Annotated in this window: 17 protein-coding genes; 1 reads left to right on the top strand and 16 read right to left on the bottom strand. The window is 41.6% G+C overall.

The features are described from left to right. Nucleotides 1-22: 22 nt before the first annotated feature. The 5 genes from rsmA to metG all read right to left on the bottom strand — a co-directional run bounded on the left by rsmA (nucleotide 23) and on the right by metG (nucleotide 5,932). Entirely contained in the window at nucleotides 23-910 is an 888-nt protein-coding gene (rsmA, locus tag P855_RS0100475) for a 16S rRNA (adenine(1518)-N(6)/adenine(1519)-N(6))-dimethyltransferase RsmA (protein WP_028781770.1), read from the bottom strand. After that, entirely contained in the window at nucleotides 903-1,466 is a 564-nt protein-coding gene (rnmV, locus tag P855_RS0100470; protein WP_028781769.1) for a ribonuclease M5, read from the bottom strand. The genes rsmA and rnmV overlap by 8 nt, the downstream gene beginning before the upstream one ends. Before the next feature lie 101 nt (nucleotides 1,467-1,567). Further along, nucleotides 1,568-2,827, bottom strand: a complete 1,260-nt coding sequence (locus tag P855_RS0100465; protein WP_028781768.1) for a G5 and 3D domain-containing protein — start codon at nucleotides 2,825-2,827, stop codon at nucleotides 1,568-1,570. A 301-nt stretch (nucleotides 2,828-3,128) separates the two neighbouring features. Next, nucleotides 3,129-3,899 (bottom strand): TatD family hydrolase, encoded by a 771-nt coding sequence (locus P855_RS0100460; RefSeq protein WP_028781767.1) that lies wholly within the window; start codon nucleotides 3,897-3,899, stop codon nucleotides 3,129-3,131. Nucleotides 3,900-3,982: 83 nt separating this feature from the next. After that, a complete protein-coding gene (gene metG / locus P855_RS0100455; RefSeq protein WP_028781766.1) occupies nucleotides 3,983-5,932 on the bottom strand; it encodes a methionine--tRNA ligase in 1,950 nt (649 codons plus the stop codon). A gap of 484 nt (nucleotides 5,933-6,416) precedes the next feature. Between metG and P855_RS0100450 the strand changes: the two genes are divergently transcribed. Next, nucleotides 6,417-6,692 carry an AbrB/MazE/SpoVT family DNA-binding domain-containing protein gene (locus P855_RS0100450; RefSeq protein WP_028781765.1) on the top strand — a complete coding sequence of 92 codons (276 nt, stop codon included), beginning with the start codon at nucleotides 6,417-6,419 and terminating at the stop codon, nucleotides 6,690-6,692. A 314-nt stretch (nucleotides 6,693-7,006) separates the two neighbouring features. On the opposite strand, the gene rsmI is transcribed toward P855_RS0100450, so the two are convergent. The 11 genes from rsmI to P855_RS0100395 form a co-directional block, all read right to left on the bottom strand. Then, the gene (gene rsmI / locus P855_RS0100445; protein ID WP_028781764.1) at nucleotides 7,007-7,879 is read right to left on the bottom strand and encodes a 16S rRNA (cytidine(1402)-2'-O)-methyltransferase; all 873 of its coding nucleotides are present in this window, start codon (nucleotides 7,877-7,879) and stop codon (nucleotides 7,007-7,009) included. Beyond that, nucleotides 7,880-8,143 carry a GIY-YIG nuclease family protein gene (locus P855_RS0100440; protein WP_028781763.1) on the bottom strand — a complete coding sequence of 88 codons (264 nt, stop codon included), beginning with the start codon at nucleotides 8,141-8,143 and terminating at the stop codon, nucleotides 7,880-7,882. Next, nucleotides 8,133-8,876, bottom strand: coding sequence for a tRNA1(Val) (adenine(37)-N6)-methyltransferase (locus tag P855_RS0100435; RefSeq protein WP_028781762.1), 744 nt, complete (start codon nucleotides 8,874-8,876; stop codon nucleotides 8,133-8,135). The genes P855_RS0100440 and P855_RS0100435 overlap by 11 nt, the downstream gene beginning before the upstream one ends. A gap of 89 nt (nucleotides 8,877-8,965) precedes the next feature. Then, nucleotides 8,966-9,319 (bottom strand): DNA replication initiation control protein YabA, encoded by a 354-nt coding sequence (gene yabA, locus P855_RS0100430; protein ID WP_028781761.1) that lies wholly within the window; start codon nucleotides 9,317-9,319, stop codon nucleotides 8,966-8,968. Nucleotides 9,320-9,335: 16 nt separating this feature from the next. Then, nucleotides 9,336-10,163 carry a PSP1 domain-containing protein gene (locus P855_RS0100425; protein WP_028781760.1) on the bottom strand — a complete coding sequence of 276 codons (828 nt, stop codon included), beginning with the start codon at nucleotides 10,161-10,163 and terminating at the stop codon, nucleotides 9,336-9,338. Between the two features lie 6 nt (nucleotides 10,164-10,169). Then, nucleotides 10,170-11,156: a DNA polymerase III subunit delta' gene (gene holB, locus P855_RS0100420; protein WP_028781759.1), complete on the bottom strand. Its 987-nt coding sequence runs from the start codon at nucleotides 11,154-11,156 to the stop codon at nucleotides 10,170-10,172. A gap of 13 nt (nucleotides 11,157-11,169) precedes the next feature. Next, nucleotides 11,170-11,610 (bottom strand): YaaR family protein, encoded by a 441-nt coding sequence (locus P855_RS0100415; protein ID WP_028781758.1) that lies wholly within the window; start codon nucleotides 11,608-11,610, stop codon nucleotides 11,170-11,172. 21 nt (nucleotides 11,611-11,631) lie between these two features. Beyond that, nucleotides 11,632-11,961 (bottom strand): cyclic-di-AMP receptor, encoded by a 330-nt coding sequence (locus P855_RS0100410; RefSeq protein ID WP_028781757.1) that lies wholly within the window; start codon nucleotides 11,959-11,961, stop codon nucleotides 11,632-11,634. A 44-nt stretch (nucleotides 11,962-12,005) separates the two neighbouring features. Then, nucleotides 12,006-12,650 (bottom strand): dTMP kinase, encoded by a 645-nt coding sequence (tmk, locus tag P855_RS0100405; RefSeq protein ID WP_028781756.1) that lies wholly within the window; start codon nucleotides 12,648-12,650, stop codon nucleotides 12,006-12,008. A 17-nt stretch (nucleotides 12,651-12,667) separates the two neighbouring features. Continuing rightward, nucleotides 12,668-14,095: an aminotransferase class I/II-fold pyridoxal phosphate-dependent enzyme gene (locus tag P855_RS0100400; protein ID WP_028781755.1), complete on the bottom strand. Its 1,428-nt coding sequence runs from the start codon at nucleotides 14,093-14,095 to the stop codon at nucleotides 12,668-12,670. A gap of 112 nt (nucleotides 14,096-14,207) precedes the next feature. Next, nucleotides 14,208-14,390 (bottom strand): sigma factor G inhibitor Gin, encoded by a 183-nt coding sequence (locus P855_RS0100395; protein ID WP_028781754.1) that lies wholly within the window; start codon nucleotides 14,388-14,390, stop codon nucleotides 14,208-14,210. Nucleotides 14,391-14,589 lie beyond the last annotated feature (199 nt).

Raw genomic sequence — 14,589 nt, 5'->3', positions numbered from 1 at the left:
GAAGTTGTGTATAGTGAGAAGTTTAATTTGTTCCTGGCTCTTCATATAATAAATTGGCAAGAGTTGCGAATTCTTCCATGCTCAAAGACTCTCCCCGACGTGAAGGTTCTATGGATGCCGCTGTCAGTTTCTCCCGGAGCTGTTCCTTATCGAATTTTCCTTTAAAGTGGCGGGATAAATTATTCATCAAAGTCTTGCGTCGCTGCCCGAAAGTGGCCTGTACGACGGTGAAGAAAAATTCCTCCTCTTTCACCTGAACTGGCGGGGTATCCCGAAGGGTCAACTGTAAGACAGAAGAATCAACATTCGGTTGAGGCATGAATACGGTTTTCGGAACATTCATCACTACTTTAGCTTCCGTATAGTATTGAACCGCTATCGATAAAGACCCATAGCTCTTCGTATTAGGCGATGCAGCCATACGGTCGGCAACCTCTTTTTGGATCATCACCGTAATGTTTGCTACGGGAAGACGTTCCATCAGTAACTTCATCAAGATAGGCGTCGTAATGTAATAAGGCAGATTAGCTACGATTTTCAAACTTTGTCCGGGTTCAAATTGCGTACGAATCACTTCATGGACATCGGCTTTTAGGATATCCCTGTTAATGACTGTCACATTGTCATAAGGTGAGAGCGTCTCTTCTAAAATAGGTACCAGCCGCTGATCGATTTCAAATGCCACGACACGATCGGCATGCCTTGCAAGTTGTTCTGTCAACGCTCCTATTCCCGGCCCTATTTCAATGGCACCCGAGCGGCCATCCACACCTGCGTGCTGGACAATATTCTCTAATATATTGGCATCGATTAAAAAGTTCTGCCCCAGGCTCTTCTTAAAAGAAAAGCCGTAGTGATTCAGAATCTCTTTCGTTCTCGTCGGGGTGGCAATCGCTTTTTGGTTACTCATCATTTTCCTCCTGTATCAACACTTCCATCATCTTTTCGAACTCCTGCTTCGAAATTTGAAACATTGTAAGCCGCTTCAATAACTGCTTGCCATTTGTTTTTCCTATGTTAAGAAGCTCTCCCAGCCGATCCCTTCTGCAACCTGCACGCGGCCCTCCTAAAAGACCATACGCGATTAAATCGGATTTGGTTATCGCGATTCCTTCCATTTCAGACAACTCATAAACAGACTCTAAAGCAGCCTGTATCGCTTCTACTGTAGCATGTTCAATCCCCAATCCCTTATCAAATTTAGAACGGGCCTGATCTTTTGGTAAAAACGCATGCTTACAGCCAGGAACTGCTTCCGATATGATCGCACGAATCCGCTCACCTGGAGCATCAGGGTCCGTGAAGATGATCACGCCACGTTTTTCTTTTGCATGCCTGATTCGTTCAATAGTTTCCTCATGGATAGCAGATCCATTCGATTCAATGGTATCCGCATCGACAGCCTGCTTTACTTTCGCTGTGTCATCTTTTCCTTCTACAACAATAACTTCTTTAATCTTTTTCAAACCTGTATTCCTCCGTGCACTCGCACTGTATAATTTGCTTTCAGCATACCACGAAATGATTACAAAAGAAAAAGCAGAGGAGCGATTCCCCTGCTTTTGCATTATTTCCCGAGTATTTTCACTTGCACAGTCCTCTGGCCAAAGCTTAGCGCCTCGCTTTTTGAGGACATGAACAAATCAATTTTATTACCGTTGATCGCTCCACCTGTGTCACCAGCGATCGCATTTCCATAACCCTCAACCCATACACGTGTTCCTAATGGAATGACACTTGGATCAACCGCAATCACCTTAGCATCAGGATTTGCTTTCAAATTGATGCCTGTGGCAGTAATACCAGAACATCCCGAGCAACTCGCAGTGTAGGCTGTTGCGCTCATTTGCAGCGTTTTGACTCCGGTATCTGAGCTGCTCCGTGATACTGTGCCGTCATTATTGTTGCTGCTTGATTCAGTTTCACTTGTAGTATTGGAAACCGTGGTTACTGTTTGCTTCTCCGGCTGTTTTGTACCAATCGCCACAATTTTATTTTTGCTGTCCTTCTTATTTTCTTCTTTAATCAGCTTACGATCGACTTCTTTGCCGTTTTTCAAGGTTACTTCATACTTTTTAGTGACAAGACCTTTTTCTCCGTCCGATACAACTTTTCTTTTTCCTTTCAATAGTGAACTATCCTGTCTGGTTACTACTGAATAATCGACTTCTTCTTCTACCACATCTGTAACTTTTTCTACACGTGTGATATGTATTGGAGTCTCCCCATTAAGTTGTTTGGACTTCTTCGGTTTCAATTCATCAAGCTTACCCAGTTCTATTTTCTGGTCTTCCAGTAAATCACCTACGGTTGAAGCTGTCGTCCATACTTTTTTCATCTTCCCGCCATCATTGATGGTAACCTGGAAAGCTTTATCTATTTGAATATTCATATTTGCCTGGATTGGAGCATCCTGCTTATGCGAGACTTGATCACGCTCTTTGAAACTGAGGTTTTGTTCTTCGAAAAATTCTCCAACTGTTTCTGTAGTTGTATAATATTGTTTTTGTTCACCATCAATGACTACCTGGACCGGCTGCGCAGTTTGATAATCCACTTCCATACCGTCAGTTAAAGCAGTATTTTCCGGATGAGATAATTCATCATTTTCTGAGATGTCTATGTCTAATGTTTGCAGGAGTTCACCAACTGTGTCCGCATGTGTGCGTACTTGAGTTGATTCACCGTTATTATTCACGATGACTTCTGCTTTCGTTGCTTCATGAGTTAAAACACCAAGTAAGGCAAACAATACGACGCTGCTAATAATAGTCAGGACCATCGTGGATTTCGAAGCTGGAAAGAGCTTTGAAAATATTTTTTTCATGCCTTCTTGCCCCCTTTTTGATAAAAAAGCCGTAACACATAAGTACGTATCTGCATAACCAAGCCAGCAGGCCCGTTTACACAATACCCAATATACACGTCCGACAAATGAAATAACATAACAAGCATGTTACAATTCTCATACATTTGTATAATAAAATAGGCGAAAATACCCTAATTTCCAAAATGCGACAAGGATACGACAATATAAGGCGAACTTTAACATGACCTTTTACCTAATACAAAAATAAAAAACGCCCTTCATTATGAAGGACGGTGAAAAAATGTTCTTTACAAATCTATCATTCCTTAATATTAAAGAATTTCAAAGCATTTCTAGTCGTTTTTTCGCTTACTTCTTCCAATGAAACGCCTTTCAATTCAGCAATTTGTTCTGCTACTAATTTGACATAAGCAGGTTCATTTCGTTTTCCGCGGTTCGGATGGGGAGCTAAAAATGGACAATCTGTTTCCACAAGTAAGTGATCGAGATCTATCGCTTCTGCAACTTCTTTCGGCCGCTTGGCGTTTTTAAAAGTTACCGGACCTCCCAGAGAAATCATAAAATTCATTTTCACGCATTCTTCCGCAATCTCTACGGAACCGCTGTAGCAATGCATGATGCCTCCTACTTCTTCCGCTTGTTCTTCTTTTAATATATCCACGATATCCTGAGTCGCTTCCCGGTTATGAATAATAATGGGCATGTTCACTTTTTTTGCTAATTGTATTTGTTTACGAAATACCTCTTTCTGGGCATCTTCTGGAGATTTATCCCAGTGGTAATCCAATCCCATTTCTCCCAAGGCGACTACTTTAGGATGGGAAGTCAATTCTTCAATCCAATCCAGATCGGCGTCTTCCATATCGATAGCATCTACGGGATGCCAGCCGACAGCGGCATAGATATTATTGTGGGACTCTGCGATCTCAATCGCTAATGGGATGGTCTCACGATCGAACCCTACGACGACCATATACTCTACTCCTTCATCCTTTGCACGTTGGATGACCTCCTCGCGGTCTTCCTTAAATTGTTCCGCATTCAAATGGACATGAGTATCAAATAACACAATTACAACCACCTTTCAGAATAAAACTTTTTTAAAAGTACAAGCAAAGGGAAAGCCATTATTCAGCTTTCCCTTTTGTGCTATTATTTAACTTTCGCCCCATTTTCCAGAGTCTGGTCAATAGAGGCTAAGGCCAATTTGCCACTTTCATCTTCTCCAGCTAAGATCATCCCCTGGGAAAGCTCCCCGCGAAGCTTGACAGGCTTCAGGTTTGTCACACATATTACTTTCTTACCGATCAGCTGTTCCGGTGTATAATGTTCTGCAATCCCTGATACTACCTGACGCTTTTCATAGCCAAGGTCCAATTGAATTCTTAGTAGTTTATCTGCTTTTTTCATTTTATCTACCTGGGTTACCTCCGCTACACGGAAATCCAGTTTCATGAAATCATCGATTGTCACTTCTTCTGATTGTTCTTCTTTCTTCGGTTCTGGCTTTGCAGCAGGTTTTTTCATCATATCTTTGATTGCTTGAATTTCAACATCAGCATCCAATCGAGGGAAGATAGGGTCGTCTTTTTGAACTTTGGTTCCTTCGGGAATCATACCGATTTGCTCCAGGCTGCCCCACTGCTTCAACTCTTCCTGCTCTACTCCGAGCTGTTTGAAAATTTTCGCAGGAGTTTGTGTAAGGAATGGCTGCAGCATGACAGCGATATGACGTAAGGATTCGGCTAAGTGTGCCATTACATTGCCAAGGCGTTCTTTCTTGCTTTCATCCTTTGCTAAAACCCACGGCTGTGTTTCATCGATATACTTGTTTGTACGGCTGACAAATGTCCAAAGCTGGGAAAGAGCTACCGAAAATTCCATATTTTCCAGGTTCTCTTCCACTTGTTTTCTGGTTTCTTTAGCCAGCTGTTCCAGATTCTCATCATATTGATCTTCTCCAGCCTTGAATTCCGGAATTTCACCGCCAAAGTATTTACTGATCATAGCCACCGTACGATTCAATAAGTTCCCTAAGTCATTGGCAAGATCATAGTTGGTACGTTCGACAAAACCTTCCGGTGTGAATACACCATCAGAACCAAACGGCACTTCCCGAAGCAGATAATAACGAAGCGCATCAAGTCCATAACGGTCAATCAGCTTCACCGGATCCACGACATTTCCTTTTGATTTGGACATTTTACCGTCTTTCATCAAAATCCAGCCGTGAGCGAAGACTTTCTTCGGTAAAGGCAAGTCTAAGGCCATCAACATAATTGGCCAGTAAATCGTATGGAAACGTACGATTTCTTTGCCGACAAGATGGACATCAGCCGGCCAATACTTTTGGTAACGTTCATCCTGGTCTGTACCATAACCAAGCGAAGTAATGTAATTGCTGAGTGCATCGATCCATACATAAATGACATGCTTGGCATTGCCAGGTACCTGGACCCCCCAGTCGAATGTGGTACGGGAAACAGCGAGGTCTTCCAATCCTGGCTTGATAAAGTTGTTGATCATTTCATTTTTACGACTTTCCGGCTGAATGAACTCCGGGTTTTCTTCATAGAAGGCAAGCAGCTGGTCGACATACTTGCTCATCTTGAAGAAGTACGATTCTTCTTTCACCTTTTCCACCGGCCCTCCACAGTCCGGGCATTTACCATTATCAAGCTGACGCTCGGTAAAGAAGGATTCACAAGGCGTGCAATACCAGCCTTCATATTGGTCCAGGTAAATATCCCCCTTTTCAAGCAGGTGAGAGAAAATCTTTTCCACAATATCTTTATGACGTTTTTGGGTGGTGCGGATAAAATCATCATAAGAGATATCCAGTTTCCCCCAAAGGTCTTTGATTCCAGTCACTATCTCATCTACATAGGCTTGCGGGGTAACGTCCTTCTCTTTCGCTTTGCGCTGAATCTTTTGACCGTGTTCGTCCGTTCCAGTCAAATACATGACGTCAAACCCTTTTAAACGCTTGTATCTGGCCATCGCATCCCCAGCTACAGTTGTATAGGCGTGACCGATATGCAGGTTACCACTTGGATAGTAGATTGGTGTTGTAATATAAAAGGTGTTTTTTTCTTCAGGCATCCTTTTCCCTCCTCGACTATATTCGAAAGACTATGTCAGCCTTCATTGAATAACTTTCCGTATCTCCTTATTGTATCGATTTATATAGAGGATTTCCATTCCTAACAACAAAATATACCGAAGAATACAATTTAAAGTCAAAAAATTAAAAGTACTATCAACATTTTTTTACTTTTTTTGTCGAAATACCCCCATATAATGACAGAATTTTGTCGAATCCTATTGGCGGAACCTGGTTAAGGTTCTGCGATGATTGTAATATTTTTTCAAAAATGTTACATAATTCAATCCTTTAATATCCGTTAAATCCCAATATGGATCAATACATTAGTAAATAGATACTATATGTAGTATCTATAATAGTTTAATGTACTGAGCAAATTGGAAAATTAAAGAATTGACACAGCTGGGAAAGGTTGGTATTATTACCTTAGACAGATGTCGAAATCTGGCGAAAACTTTTGATTGAGGGGAGAAACAAAAAATGAAATCTACTGGGATTGTAAGAAAAGTTGATGAACTTGGACGTGTGGTTATTCCGATTGAGCTTCGTCGTACATTAGGTATTAACGAGAAGGACGCTTTGGAAATCTATGTCGATGACGATCGTATCGTACTTAAGAAATACAAGCCAAACATGACATGTCATGTTACTGGCGAGGTATCAGAGGACAACCTTTCCCTCGCAAATGGCAAATTGGTTCTAAGCCGTGAAGGCGCGAACCAGCTGATGAAAGAAATTCAGGACAACATGAAGTAATTTAAACAAAAAAGAGACCCATACAAACAGAGAAAGGTCTCATCAAAAAGCACTGACTGAGCCGACTGGCAGTCAGTGCTTTTTATATGACTCTGTTAAATCTCATTGTTTATTTTCCATATTGTTTATTTTCCATAAGGATGATTTCGGGAATTTTCTATGACAAGGGGCGTAGGGAAACGGTGAGACTCCAATAATATCCCGAAATCCAGTCTGCGGCTTTTCGGCCATTTAGGTGAATAAGCATCTTATGGAACAATAATACCCTTTAACAGAGCCTTTAATAATAAAAGTTTTACCGCAGATTTCAAAGACTATTCCCCTACATGATAGGCCTGATAGACGTCACGTTTAGGAAGCTTCCGATCACTGGATGTTTGCTTTATCGCTTGTTTGCTGGAATAGCCTTCTTCTTCGATATAATGTTCGACATGCTCGATTACGGACAGACTGCTCCACCATAAACTATCTTCGGCAACTTCTTCTTTATTCCCTTCTACTACAATACAAAATTCCCCCCGAAGCTCATTGTTCCCGGCCCATTCCACTACTTCGTCTAAACTGCCACGAACATATTCTTCATAGCGTTTTGTCAATTCTCTCGACAATGCAACTTTTCGATTCCCGAACACCCCCTGCATCCCTTTCAATGTTTCTTTCAAACGATGAGGGGATTCATAAAATACCAGTGTGGAACGGAATATACTTATTGCTTCTAATTCCTGATCCCTGTCCTTTTTCTTCCTTGGCAGAAAGCCGTAAAAATGAAAATGATCCGTTTCCAGACCAGAACCTATCAACGCGCACAAAGCGGCGTTCGCTCCTGGGAGGACAACCACAGGAATGTTACGAATGATGGCCGCCTGAATGAGGTCATATCCTGGATCGGAGATTCCAGGCATACCTGCATCGCTTATTACCGCAAGATCGTCGCCATTTTCCAAAGCATCTATCAATTCGTTTTCCCGGACATGTTTATTGTGCTCATGGTAGCTGATTAAAGGAGTATGGATATCAAAGTGGCTTAACAATTTTTTTGAATTCCGAGTATCTTCTGCAGCAATTTTCTTTACCTCGGTCAGTATACGCACAGCTCGAAAAGTCATGTCTTCCAGATTACCAATCGGGGTCGGTACAATATAAAGTGTCCCATATTCAGACGTTTGAAAACTTTTTTGCAGATCCATTTAAACACCCTCATTTTTTAAAGCAATCAATGCTTCTTTTTTGGAACGGCTCCATTGTTTGATTTGAAACTCCCTCTGCATCGCAGCGATTTTCGTAGGAAAACGTTCATAAAAAACTAACTCGAAAGGACCGCGTCCTCTCGTATATTTTGCGCCTTTACCGCTTTCGTGCTTAGCCAGACGCTGCTCCAAATCATTGGTGTACCCCGTATACAGGGTATCGTCTTTACATTTCAATATATAAACAAAATGATTATCCGCCATAAAGAATCTTCCTTAATTCATCGGTATATTCTCCTTCGTCCGTGAAGGCATAAAGAGGCGGGAGGATTTTCAAATCGGCATTGCCATCTCTGATTCCTTCCACTAAAAGCACATTAGCTTCTCTTCCCATTTTAGGATAAACCAGCCGCAGCCGCTTCGGTTCAATCCTGTACTTTCGAAAAAGCGTCAATATATCTGCCATCCGGCCAGGTCGATGTACCATGGATACTTTTCCCCCGGAGCGAACCAGTTGACTGCAGGAGCGGACGACGTCTTCCAGGGAACAGTATATCTCATGACGGGCGATCGTCAAAAAATCATTCAAGTTCTGCTCTTTTTTTCTCGGTGTAGGGAAATAAGGAGGATTACAGGTGACTAAATCAAATTTATTGTTGCCATAACGGGCGGGCATGTCTTTTAAATTTCCATGAATCATTTCTAATTGTTCATTCAATTGGTTAAGTTCTACATTCCGTACCGCCATGTCATATAATCGTTCCTGGATTTCTACACCAGTGATGGAGGCTCTGGAACGTCGGGACAGCAATAAAGGGATTACACCATTCCCCGTACACAAATCAATGATTTTCCCTCTCTTGATTGGAACATAAGTGAAGTCAGCAAGCAAAACCGCATCCAGGGAAAAAGCAAACGCAGTGGGGCTTTGGATAATTTGCATCGTTTCATCTGCTAATAAATCATCAATTCGTTCATCGTCTTTCAATTCAACCATTTTTCTTCTAATCCTTTCCTGTTAAACAATTACTTTCATCAAGCATAAAAAGAAAGCCTCTCCTTATGGCAAGGAAAGGCGGTGTTCTGTTATTTTTTCTTGTTTAGGAAAGATAGACAGAACAAACAATCTTCATCTCTTGGACTGCCAAAATGTAAATTGCAAATATGGAAGCCTTCTTCATAAAGCCGGGCAAGGTTATCATAACCTTCCCCTACATAAGAGTCCTTGGAATGGCTCTTTTCCTTCGATGTCTCCTGCTGGGCAGGCGCTGCTGCCTCCCGATCCAGCCGTTTCCTTAAATGGTGATTCTCCAAGGATAAATGCTGGTTTTCCTCTAAGAGGTGAGCCAACTGTGTTTTCAAATCACCTAATTGCTGATACAGCTCTCCAATTTGTGATTCTAAATGGGATACTTGTTCAAAAATTTCTTTCTTGTTCACGCTTCCTTCCACCCCGTCATTCTGTGGCTTGGGTTGAAACGGCTCCTTCATCAATCAAATCCTGCAACGTATATTCCAGGGTACGTTCAAGTTCAGGAAATTCAATTTGAACAAGACGTTCCAGCATATTGATTCCAACTACTTTTCCTTTACCCATAGAAGTGGTAATCCGCTGACCAAGGTCAGGGAGTTCACGTTTAGCTGCTTCATAATCATCATTTTCATACTTCAAGCAGCACATCAAACGTCCACATAATCCGGATATCTTGGCCGGATTCAGCGAAAGATTCTGGTCCTTGGCCATTTTAATGGAAACTGGTTCAAAATCACCAAGGAATGTGGAACAGCATAACATCCGTCCGCAAGGTCCGATGCCTCCCAGCAATTTTGCTTCATCCCGGACACCGATCTGGCGCAGCTCGATTCGGGTCTTAAACACAGAAGCCAAATCCTTTACCAGGGTCCGGAAATCGACCCGGCCGTCTGCAGTGAAGTAAAATATCACCTTGTTACGGTCAAATGTATATTCCACATCCACAAGCTTCATATCGAGCTTATGATCTTTGATTTTTGCCTCACAGACAGTATAGGCTTCTTTTGCATTTTCCTTATTCTCAGTCACCGTCAATTTATCTTTTTCATCTGCGATCCGAATGACTTTTTTCAAAGGCAATACAATATCTTCCTCATCCACCTGCCTGTTAGCAATGACGACTTTACCAAATTCAATACCGCGGACTGTTTCCACGATTACATAATCATCGGTTGTCATCTTAATGTTCCTTGGGTCAAAATAATATATTTTACCCGCTTGCTTGAAGCGGACGCCTATCACTTCGATCAATTATGATCACCTCTTCAAGTGAAGTGTAAGTTGTTCCATCACAAGTGTGGGATGGACATTCTGATTTATCTTCCGCTTCGCCTCAAGGATCGATGATAAGCCTCTTACCGCGCTTTCGCGAGACCAGGACATGGACATTTGCTCCATCCTATCTCTTTCTTGTGAGTAAATGATGGCCTCTTCTCTTTCCAACTCGTGATTGATCAAGTCCTTAAACCAGAATATCAACAAGTCTAAACCGCGTTGAAGCTGTTCTCTTTCCTTAAAATGAGGCATCCACTGATGATTGATAAATAAAAGCGCTTCATTTGGTTTATTGTTCAGCACTTCTATTAATTGTATCACTAATTTTCGTGCATTAGCAAACCAATCATCGGCGTTTATTTCCAATGCTTCTGATAAATTGTTAGTCATTTGAGAGAGTATCTTAGCAGTAGATTCACTTACACCTTCACCGGTAAGCTTTTCTTCGACGTTTAGAGCGTTGAGAGGATGAAATGCCATCAATTGGCACCGGGAACGAATCGTATCAAGAATCGCATGACTGTTTTCAGTCAGCAGCATGGCAGTCGTTTGTTTGCTGGGCTCCTCTAAAAATTTAAGCAGCCGATTTGCAGCGTTGACTGTCATTTTATCTGCGCTTTCGACAATATAAACTTTTTTATTCGATTCCATGCCCGTATAAGTGAATTCTTTTTGGAGGTGAAGAATTTGGTCTTTTTTTATCGACTGCCCATCCGGCTTTATCCAATGAACATCAGGATGATTTCCAGATTCAATTCTTTTACATGCATTGCATTGATGACATGGCTCTGCTCCATCCCGGTTCGGACAAAAAATCGCTTTTGTAAATAACAGGCTTATCTCTCTTTTTCCTGTTCCTTGTGCTCCCTGAAAAAGATAAGCATGTGAAATACGGTCCTTCTTAAAACTATTGATCAGCATTTTACTGACCAGCGGCTGGATTTGTTTCATGTCTTCCCATGTATACATATGGATTCCGTCCTTAAGTATATAAATTAATTAATAAACCCTTGATTTCTCCGACAATCCCTAAGATGTCAATGGACCTCTTTTCCTGATCCACCACTGTATCGGCCAATTCTTTCAGTCGTTCATCGAGCAATTCAACAGTGGTAAGTTTCCGAGGCTGTCCATCCCTTGTCCAGCTTTGTGAATGCTTCAGGTTCACCCCATGATGGACAGATTCCTGAAGAAAATCTTTGATCATCCGCTTATATTTTGCCAAATCTCGGAAGGAACGATGTCGGGCGACACGGTTTCCCTGTGCAGTAATATCTTTTATTAACTTCCCCAGTTCCTGTTCTTTCAATTTTTGGTTTTGGGAGTGCACGAGTGCATCAAATCCCTTCTGACCTTTTACATTAGTGGAAGAGGGTTTTTGCGCGGCTTCTACCTGGGCCCGCATTTTCTGACTGATTTTCATTATGAAAAAGCCCCCTTCATCCTAAAATTGAAAGTAAGATTCAACAGGCAATATAAACACAGTCGCACCACCGACTTCCACTTTCACTGGTTTAGGTATATAGGAATCTGCATTCCCACCCATTGGAGAAATCGGTGCTACCATCTGTTCCCTCTGACTGCAATTATCTTTAATAATTTCCAAAGCCTCATCGACGGACTCATCATCGCACCCGATCATTAACGTCGTATTTCCGGCTTTCAGGAATCCACCCGTTGTAGCAAGTTTTGTCGACTGAAAATTATTCTCTGCTAATGCATCGGTCAGACGACTACTGTCTTTATCTTGAATAACCGCAATGATCATTTTCATAACGTTGCAGCCTCCTGTTTCCTTTTTTTACATTATACCAAATGTCACCTGTGCTCATTACTGTTCGGCAAATATGGGTGAAGTTTTGCTAAAACATCCTCTTGTACCAATTCGAATGCTTGAGAGGCATCGACGACATGAATACGCTCCGGAAATTTCCTGATCAGCATTTGATAAGCTTCATAAACGCTTTGGTGGAAACCCAATTTCTCCATATCAAGCCGGTTCTGCTCCCTGCCCCTATTCGCAGCTATTCTTTGAAGCCCTTCTTCCGGGGAAATATCAAAAAATAACGTTACATCTGGCATACAATTTTCAATGGCGAATTGATTGATTTGGAACACTTCTTCTATACCCAATCCGCGGGCATGCCCCTGATAAGCCAGGCTGCTATCGACAAAACGGTCGCAAAGAACAATTTTCCCTTGTTTAAGAGCAGGTAATACTTTCTCGACCAGATGCTGTCGCCGTGCTGCAGCATATAGTAGGGCTTCAGTACGCCCATCCATAGCCGTATGTGCTGGATCTAAAATGATCTGGCGAATTTTTTCTGCAATTTCTATTCCTCCTGGCTCCCTGGTGGCCAGTACGTCATATCCTTCTTGGTGTAATTCCTGGGAGAGCGCCTGGAGTACAGAAGTTTTCCCGGCACCTTCTCCGCCCTCAAACGTAATAAATAATCCTTTCACACTCATTCTCCTCAAATCTATTGAAAGGTGAAGACTCCTGTTTCTATCTGCTCATTGTGGAAACGGGCACCCTGTTCAAGTAATAACCTAATCAGTTCTACATGCTGAATAGTAATCTTTTCCCCTTTAACCAGTAATGGAATACCTGGCGGATAAGGTACCACAGGTTGGGCTGCTACCTTACCAACTGCCTTCGACCACTCCGAAAATGTGGTTTGCTTCGTTTTCATTTCCTCATAAGAATATAGTAATTCTTGAGTGCTGGTGGGGAATGAAACTCTATCCTTTATTGTAGCATGCTTTGAAGTGGTTTTTAATTGCTCATTAATATTAGCGATACACTTATTCAAATTGGAAAGATCGGCGTATTCACCAAGCCCTGTAATAAGCAGTACCTGGTTATTATCTGCCAGCTCAGGATATATATCTTCCTGTTCCAGTAAGCCCGCCAATTGGAAACCTGTCCATCCTTTATCCGCATGTAAAACTATTTTCAATGGATCATCCTTATGACTGGCAGGTAATAACGTCCATCCATCTCCTTCAACCAGGACTCTTCGGATATTTTCTGTATGATCAAGCGCTTTTTCAACATTTTCCTTAGTTGTATTAGCTAAAAAGTGACGGGCTAAGTCCAAACTTGCCATCAGTGGATAGGAAGGACTGCTTGACTGTACCACTTGAAGAAAATAACGTAATTTTTCCAGATTGATGCGGCCTTTTCGCCCATGTATAAAAGAAGCCATCGTCATGGCGGGTGCCATTTTATGGGCGGACTGTACCACGACATCTGCCCCTGCTGTTAAAGACGGTGTTGGAAAAGGAGAACCTAGATGAAAATGTACACCGTGCGCTTCATCTACCAGCACCGGGACATCGTGTGCATGGGCTGTTCTAATAATTTTTTCTATTTCATAGGTTCGACCAAAATAATCTGGGTAAGTCAGTATCAATCCTTTTGCATTTGGAAAACGGGCTAATGCTTTCTCTACCAAATCTACTTCCATTTTGCTATATCGCTTTGTATTTTCCTCATAAGCAGGGGTCAAAAAGACGGGCTGAGCTCCTGCTAACTCCAGTCCATGCAAAATTGATTTATGACAATTTCGCTGAACAAGAACTTGATCTCCAGTCTTACACACAGCTAAAATCATTGCTAAATTTCCCCCAGTACTACCATTCACTAAAAAGTAGGAGAAATCACTGTTAAAGTAATCAGATGCCAATATCTGCGCTTGCTGAATGACACCATGAGGGTCGTGCAAGTCATCCATACCTGTTATCTCGGTAAAATCCATGGAGAGGATAGAACGGAAGTCTTCATATCCCTTCTCAGAAAATATTCTCCCGTTTTTATGACCTGGAACATGAAACGAATCGTAACTTTTGTTTTTTTGGAAATACAGCCTATCGTACAACGGTGTTTCTGTTTGGTCAAGTGCCATCGAGTTTCACCTTCTCCGTGCAATTGAAAAATCTATTCCATCTTACCTAACTCGTGAGTTGATTACAAACAAAAAAAGATCTTCGCTTCTTTGCAAAGATCTTCTTTATTTTTTAAGAATGTATTTTCGTTGGCGTGATATTCTTTAACTTATTGATGTAAAAAGAATATCTGGCATCGCCTGGTTCTGTTTCCAGAATTTCTTTTTCACAAGATTCACAAATGAATAATTGATAGATATGAATGCCTTCTGTCGTATTACGATCACATATGCCACAGCGGTTGATTGTTTTCATCTTTCCACCTCCATGGCATTAGTATGTGCAAATCTATCATCTCTTATACTATTTTTTTATTGATATTTTGAAAGAAGGAGATGATTTAATAGGATCCATTCCCCCAACAATCTTGGATTCTCCCATATATCGAAACAAGTCTTCGACTTTACGGTCTAAAACACATTTCACTAACAGAATTTTAATTCACAAGCAAAAA

This window comes from Thalassobacillus devorans MSP14, assembly GCF_000496835.1.
Taxonomy (GTDB): Bacteria; Bacillota; Bacilli; order Bacillales; family Halobacillaceae; genus Thalassobacillus; species Thalassobacillus devorans_B.
This window is presented reverse-complemented; position numbering and strand designations above follow the sequence as displayed.

Bases quoted from the DNA above. Each gene is read 5' to 3' on its own strand.
- P855_RS0100415 (WP_028781758.1), bottom strand. From the start codon at position 11,610: ATGAAAATCAGTCAGAAAATGCGGGCCCAGGTAGAAGCCGCGCAAAAA.
- rsmI (WP_028781764.1), bottom strand. From the start codon at position 7,879: ATGGATCTGCAAAAAAGTTTTCAAACGTCTGAATATGGGACACTTTAT.
- holB (WP_028781759.1), bottom strand. From the start codon at position 11,156: ATGTATACATGGGAAGACATGAAACAAATCCAGCCGCTGGTCAGTAAA.
- metG (WP_028781766.1), bottom strand. From the start codon at position 5,932: ATGCCTGAAGAAAAAAACACCTTTTATATTACAACACCAATCTACTAT.
- P855_RS0100410 (WP_028781757.1), bottom strand. From the start codon at position 11,961: ATGAAAATGATCATTGCGGTTATTCAAGATAAAGACAGTAGTCGTCTG.
- P855_RS0100440 (WP_028781763.1), bottom strand. From the start codon at position 8,143: ATGGCGGATAATCATTTTGTTTATATATTGAAATGTAAAGACGATACC.
- P855_RS0100435 (WP_028781762.1), bottom strand. From the start codon at position 8,876: ATGGTTGAATTGAAAGACGATGAACGAATTGATGATTTATTAGCAGAT.
- P855_RS0100465 (WP_028781768.1), bottom strand. From the start codon at position 2,827: ATGAAAAAAATATTTTCAAAGCTCTTTCCAGCTTCGAAATCCACGATG.
- P855_RS0100395 (WP_028781754.1), bottom strand. From the start codon at position 14,390: ATGAAAACAATCAACCGCTGTGGCATATGTGATCGTAATACGACAGAA.
- P855_RS0100400 (WP_028781755.1), bottom strand. From the start codon at position 14,095: ATGGCACTTGACCAAACAGAAACACCGTTGTACGATAGGCTGTATTTC.
- P855_RS0100450 (WP_028781765.1), top strand. From the start codon at position 6,417: ATGAAATCTACTGGGATTGTAAGAAAAGTTGATGAACTTGGACGTGTG.
- rsmA (WP_028781770.1), bottom strand. From the start codon at position 910: ATGAGTAACCAAAAAGCGATTGCCACCCCGACGAGAACGAAAGAGATT.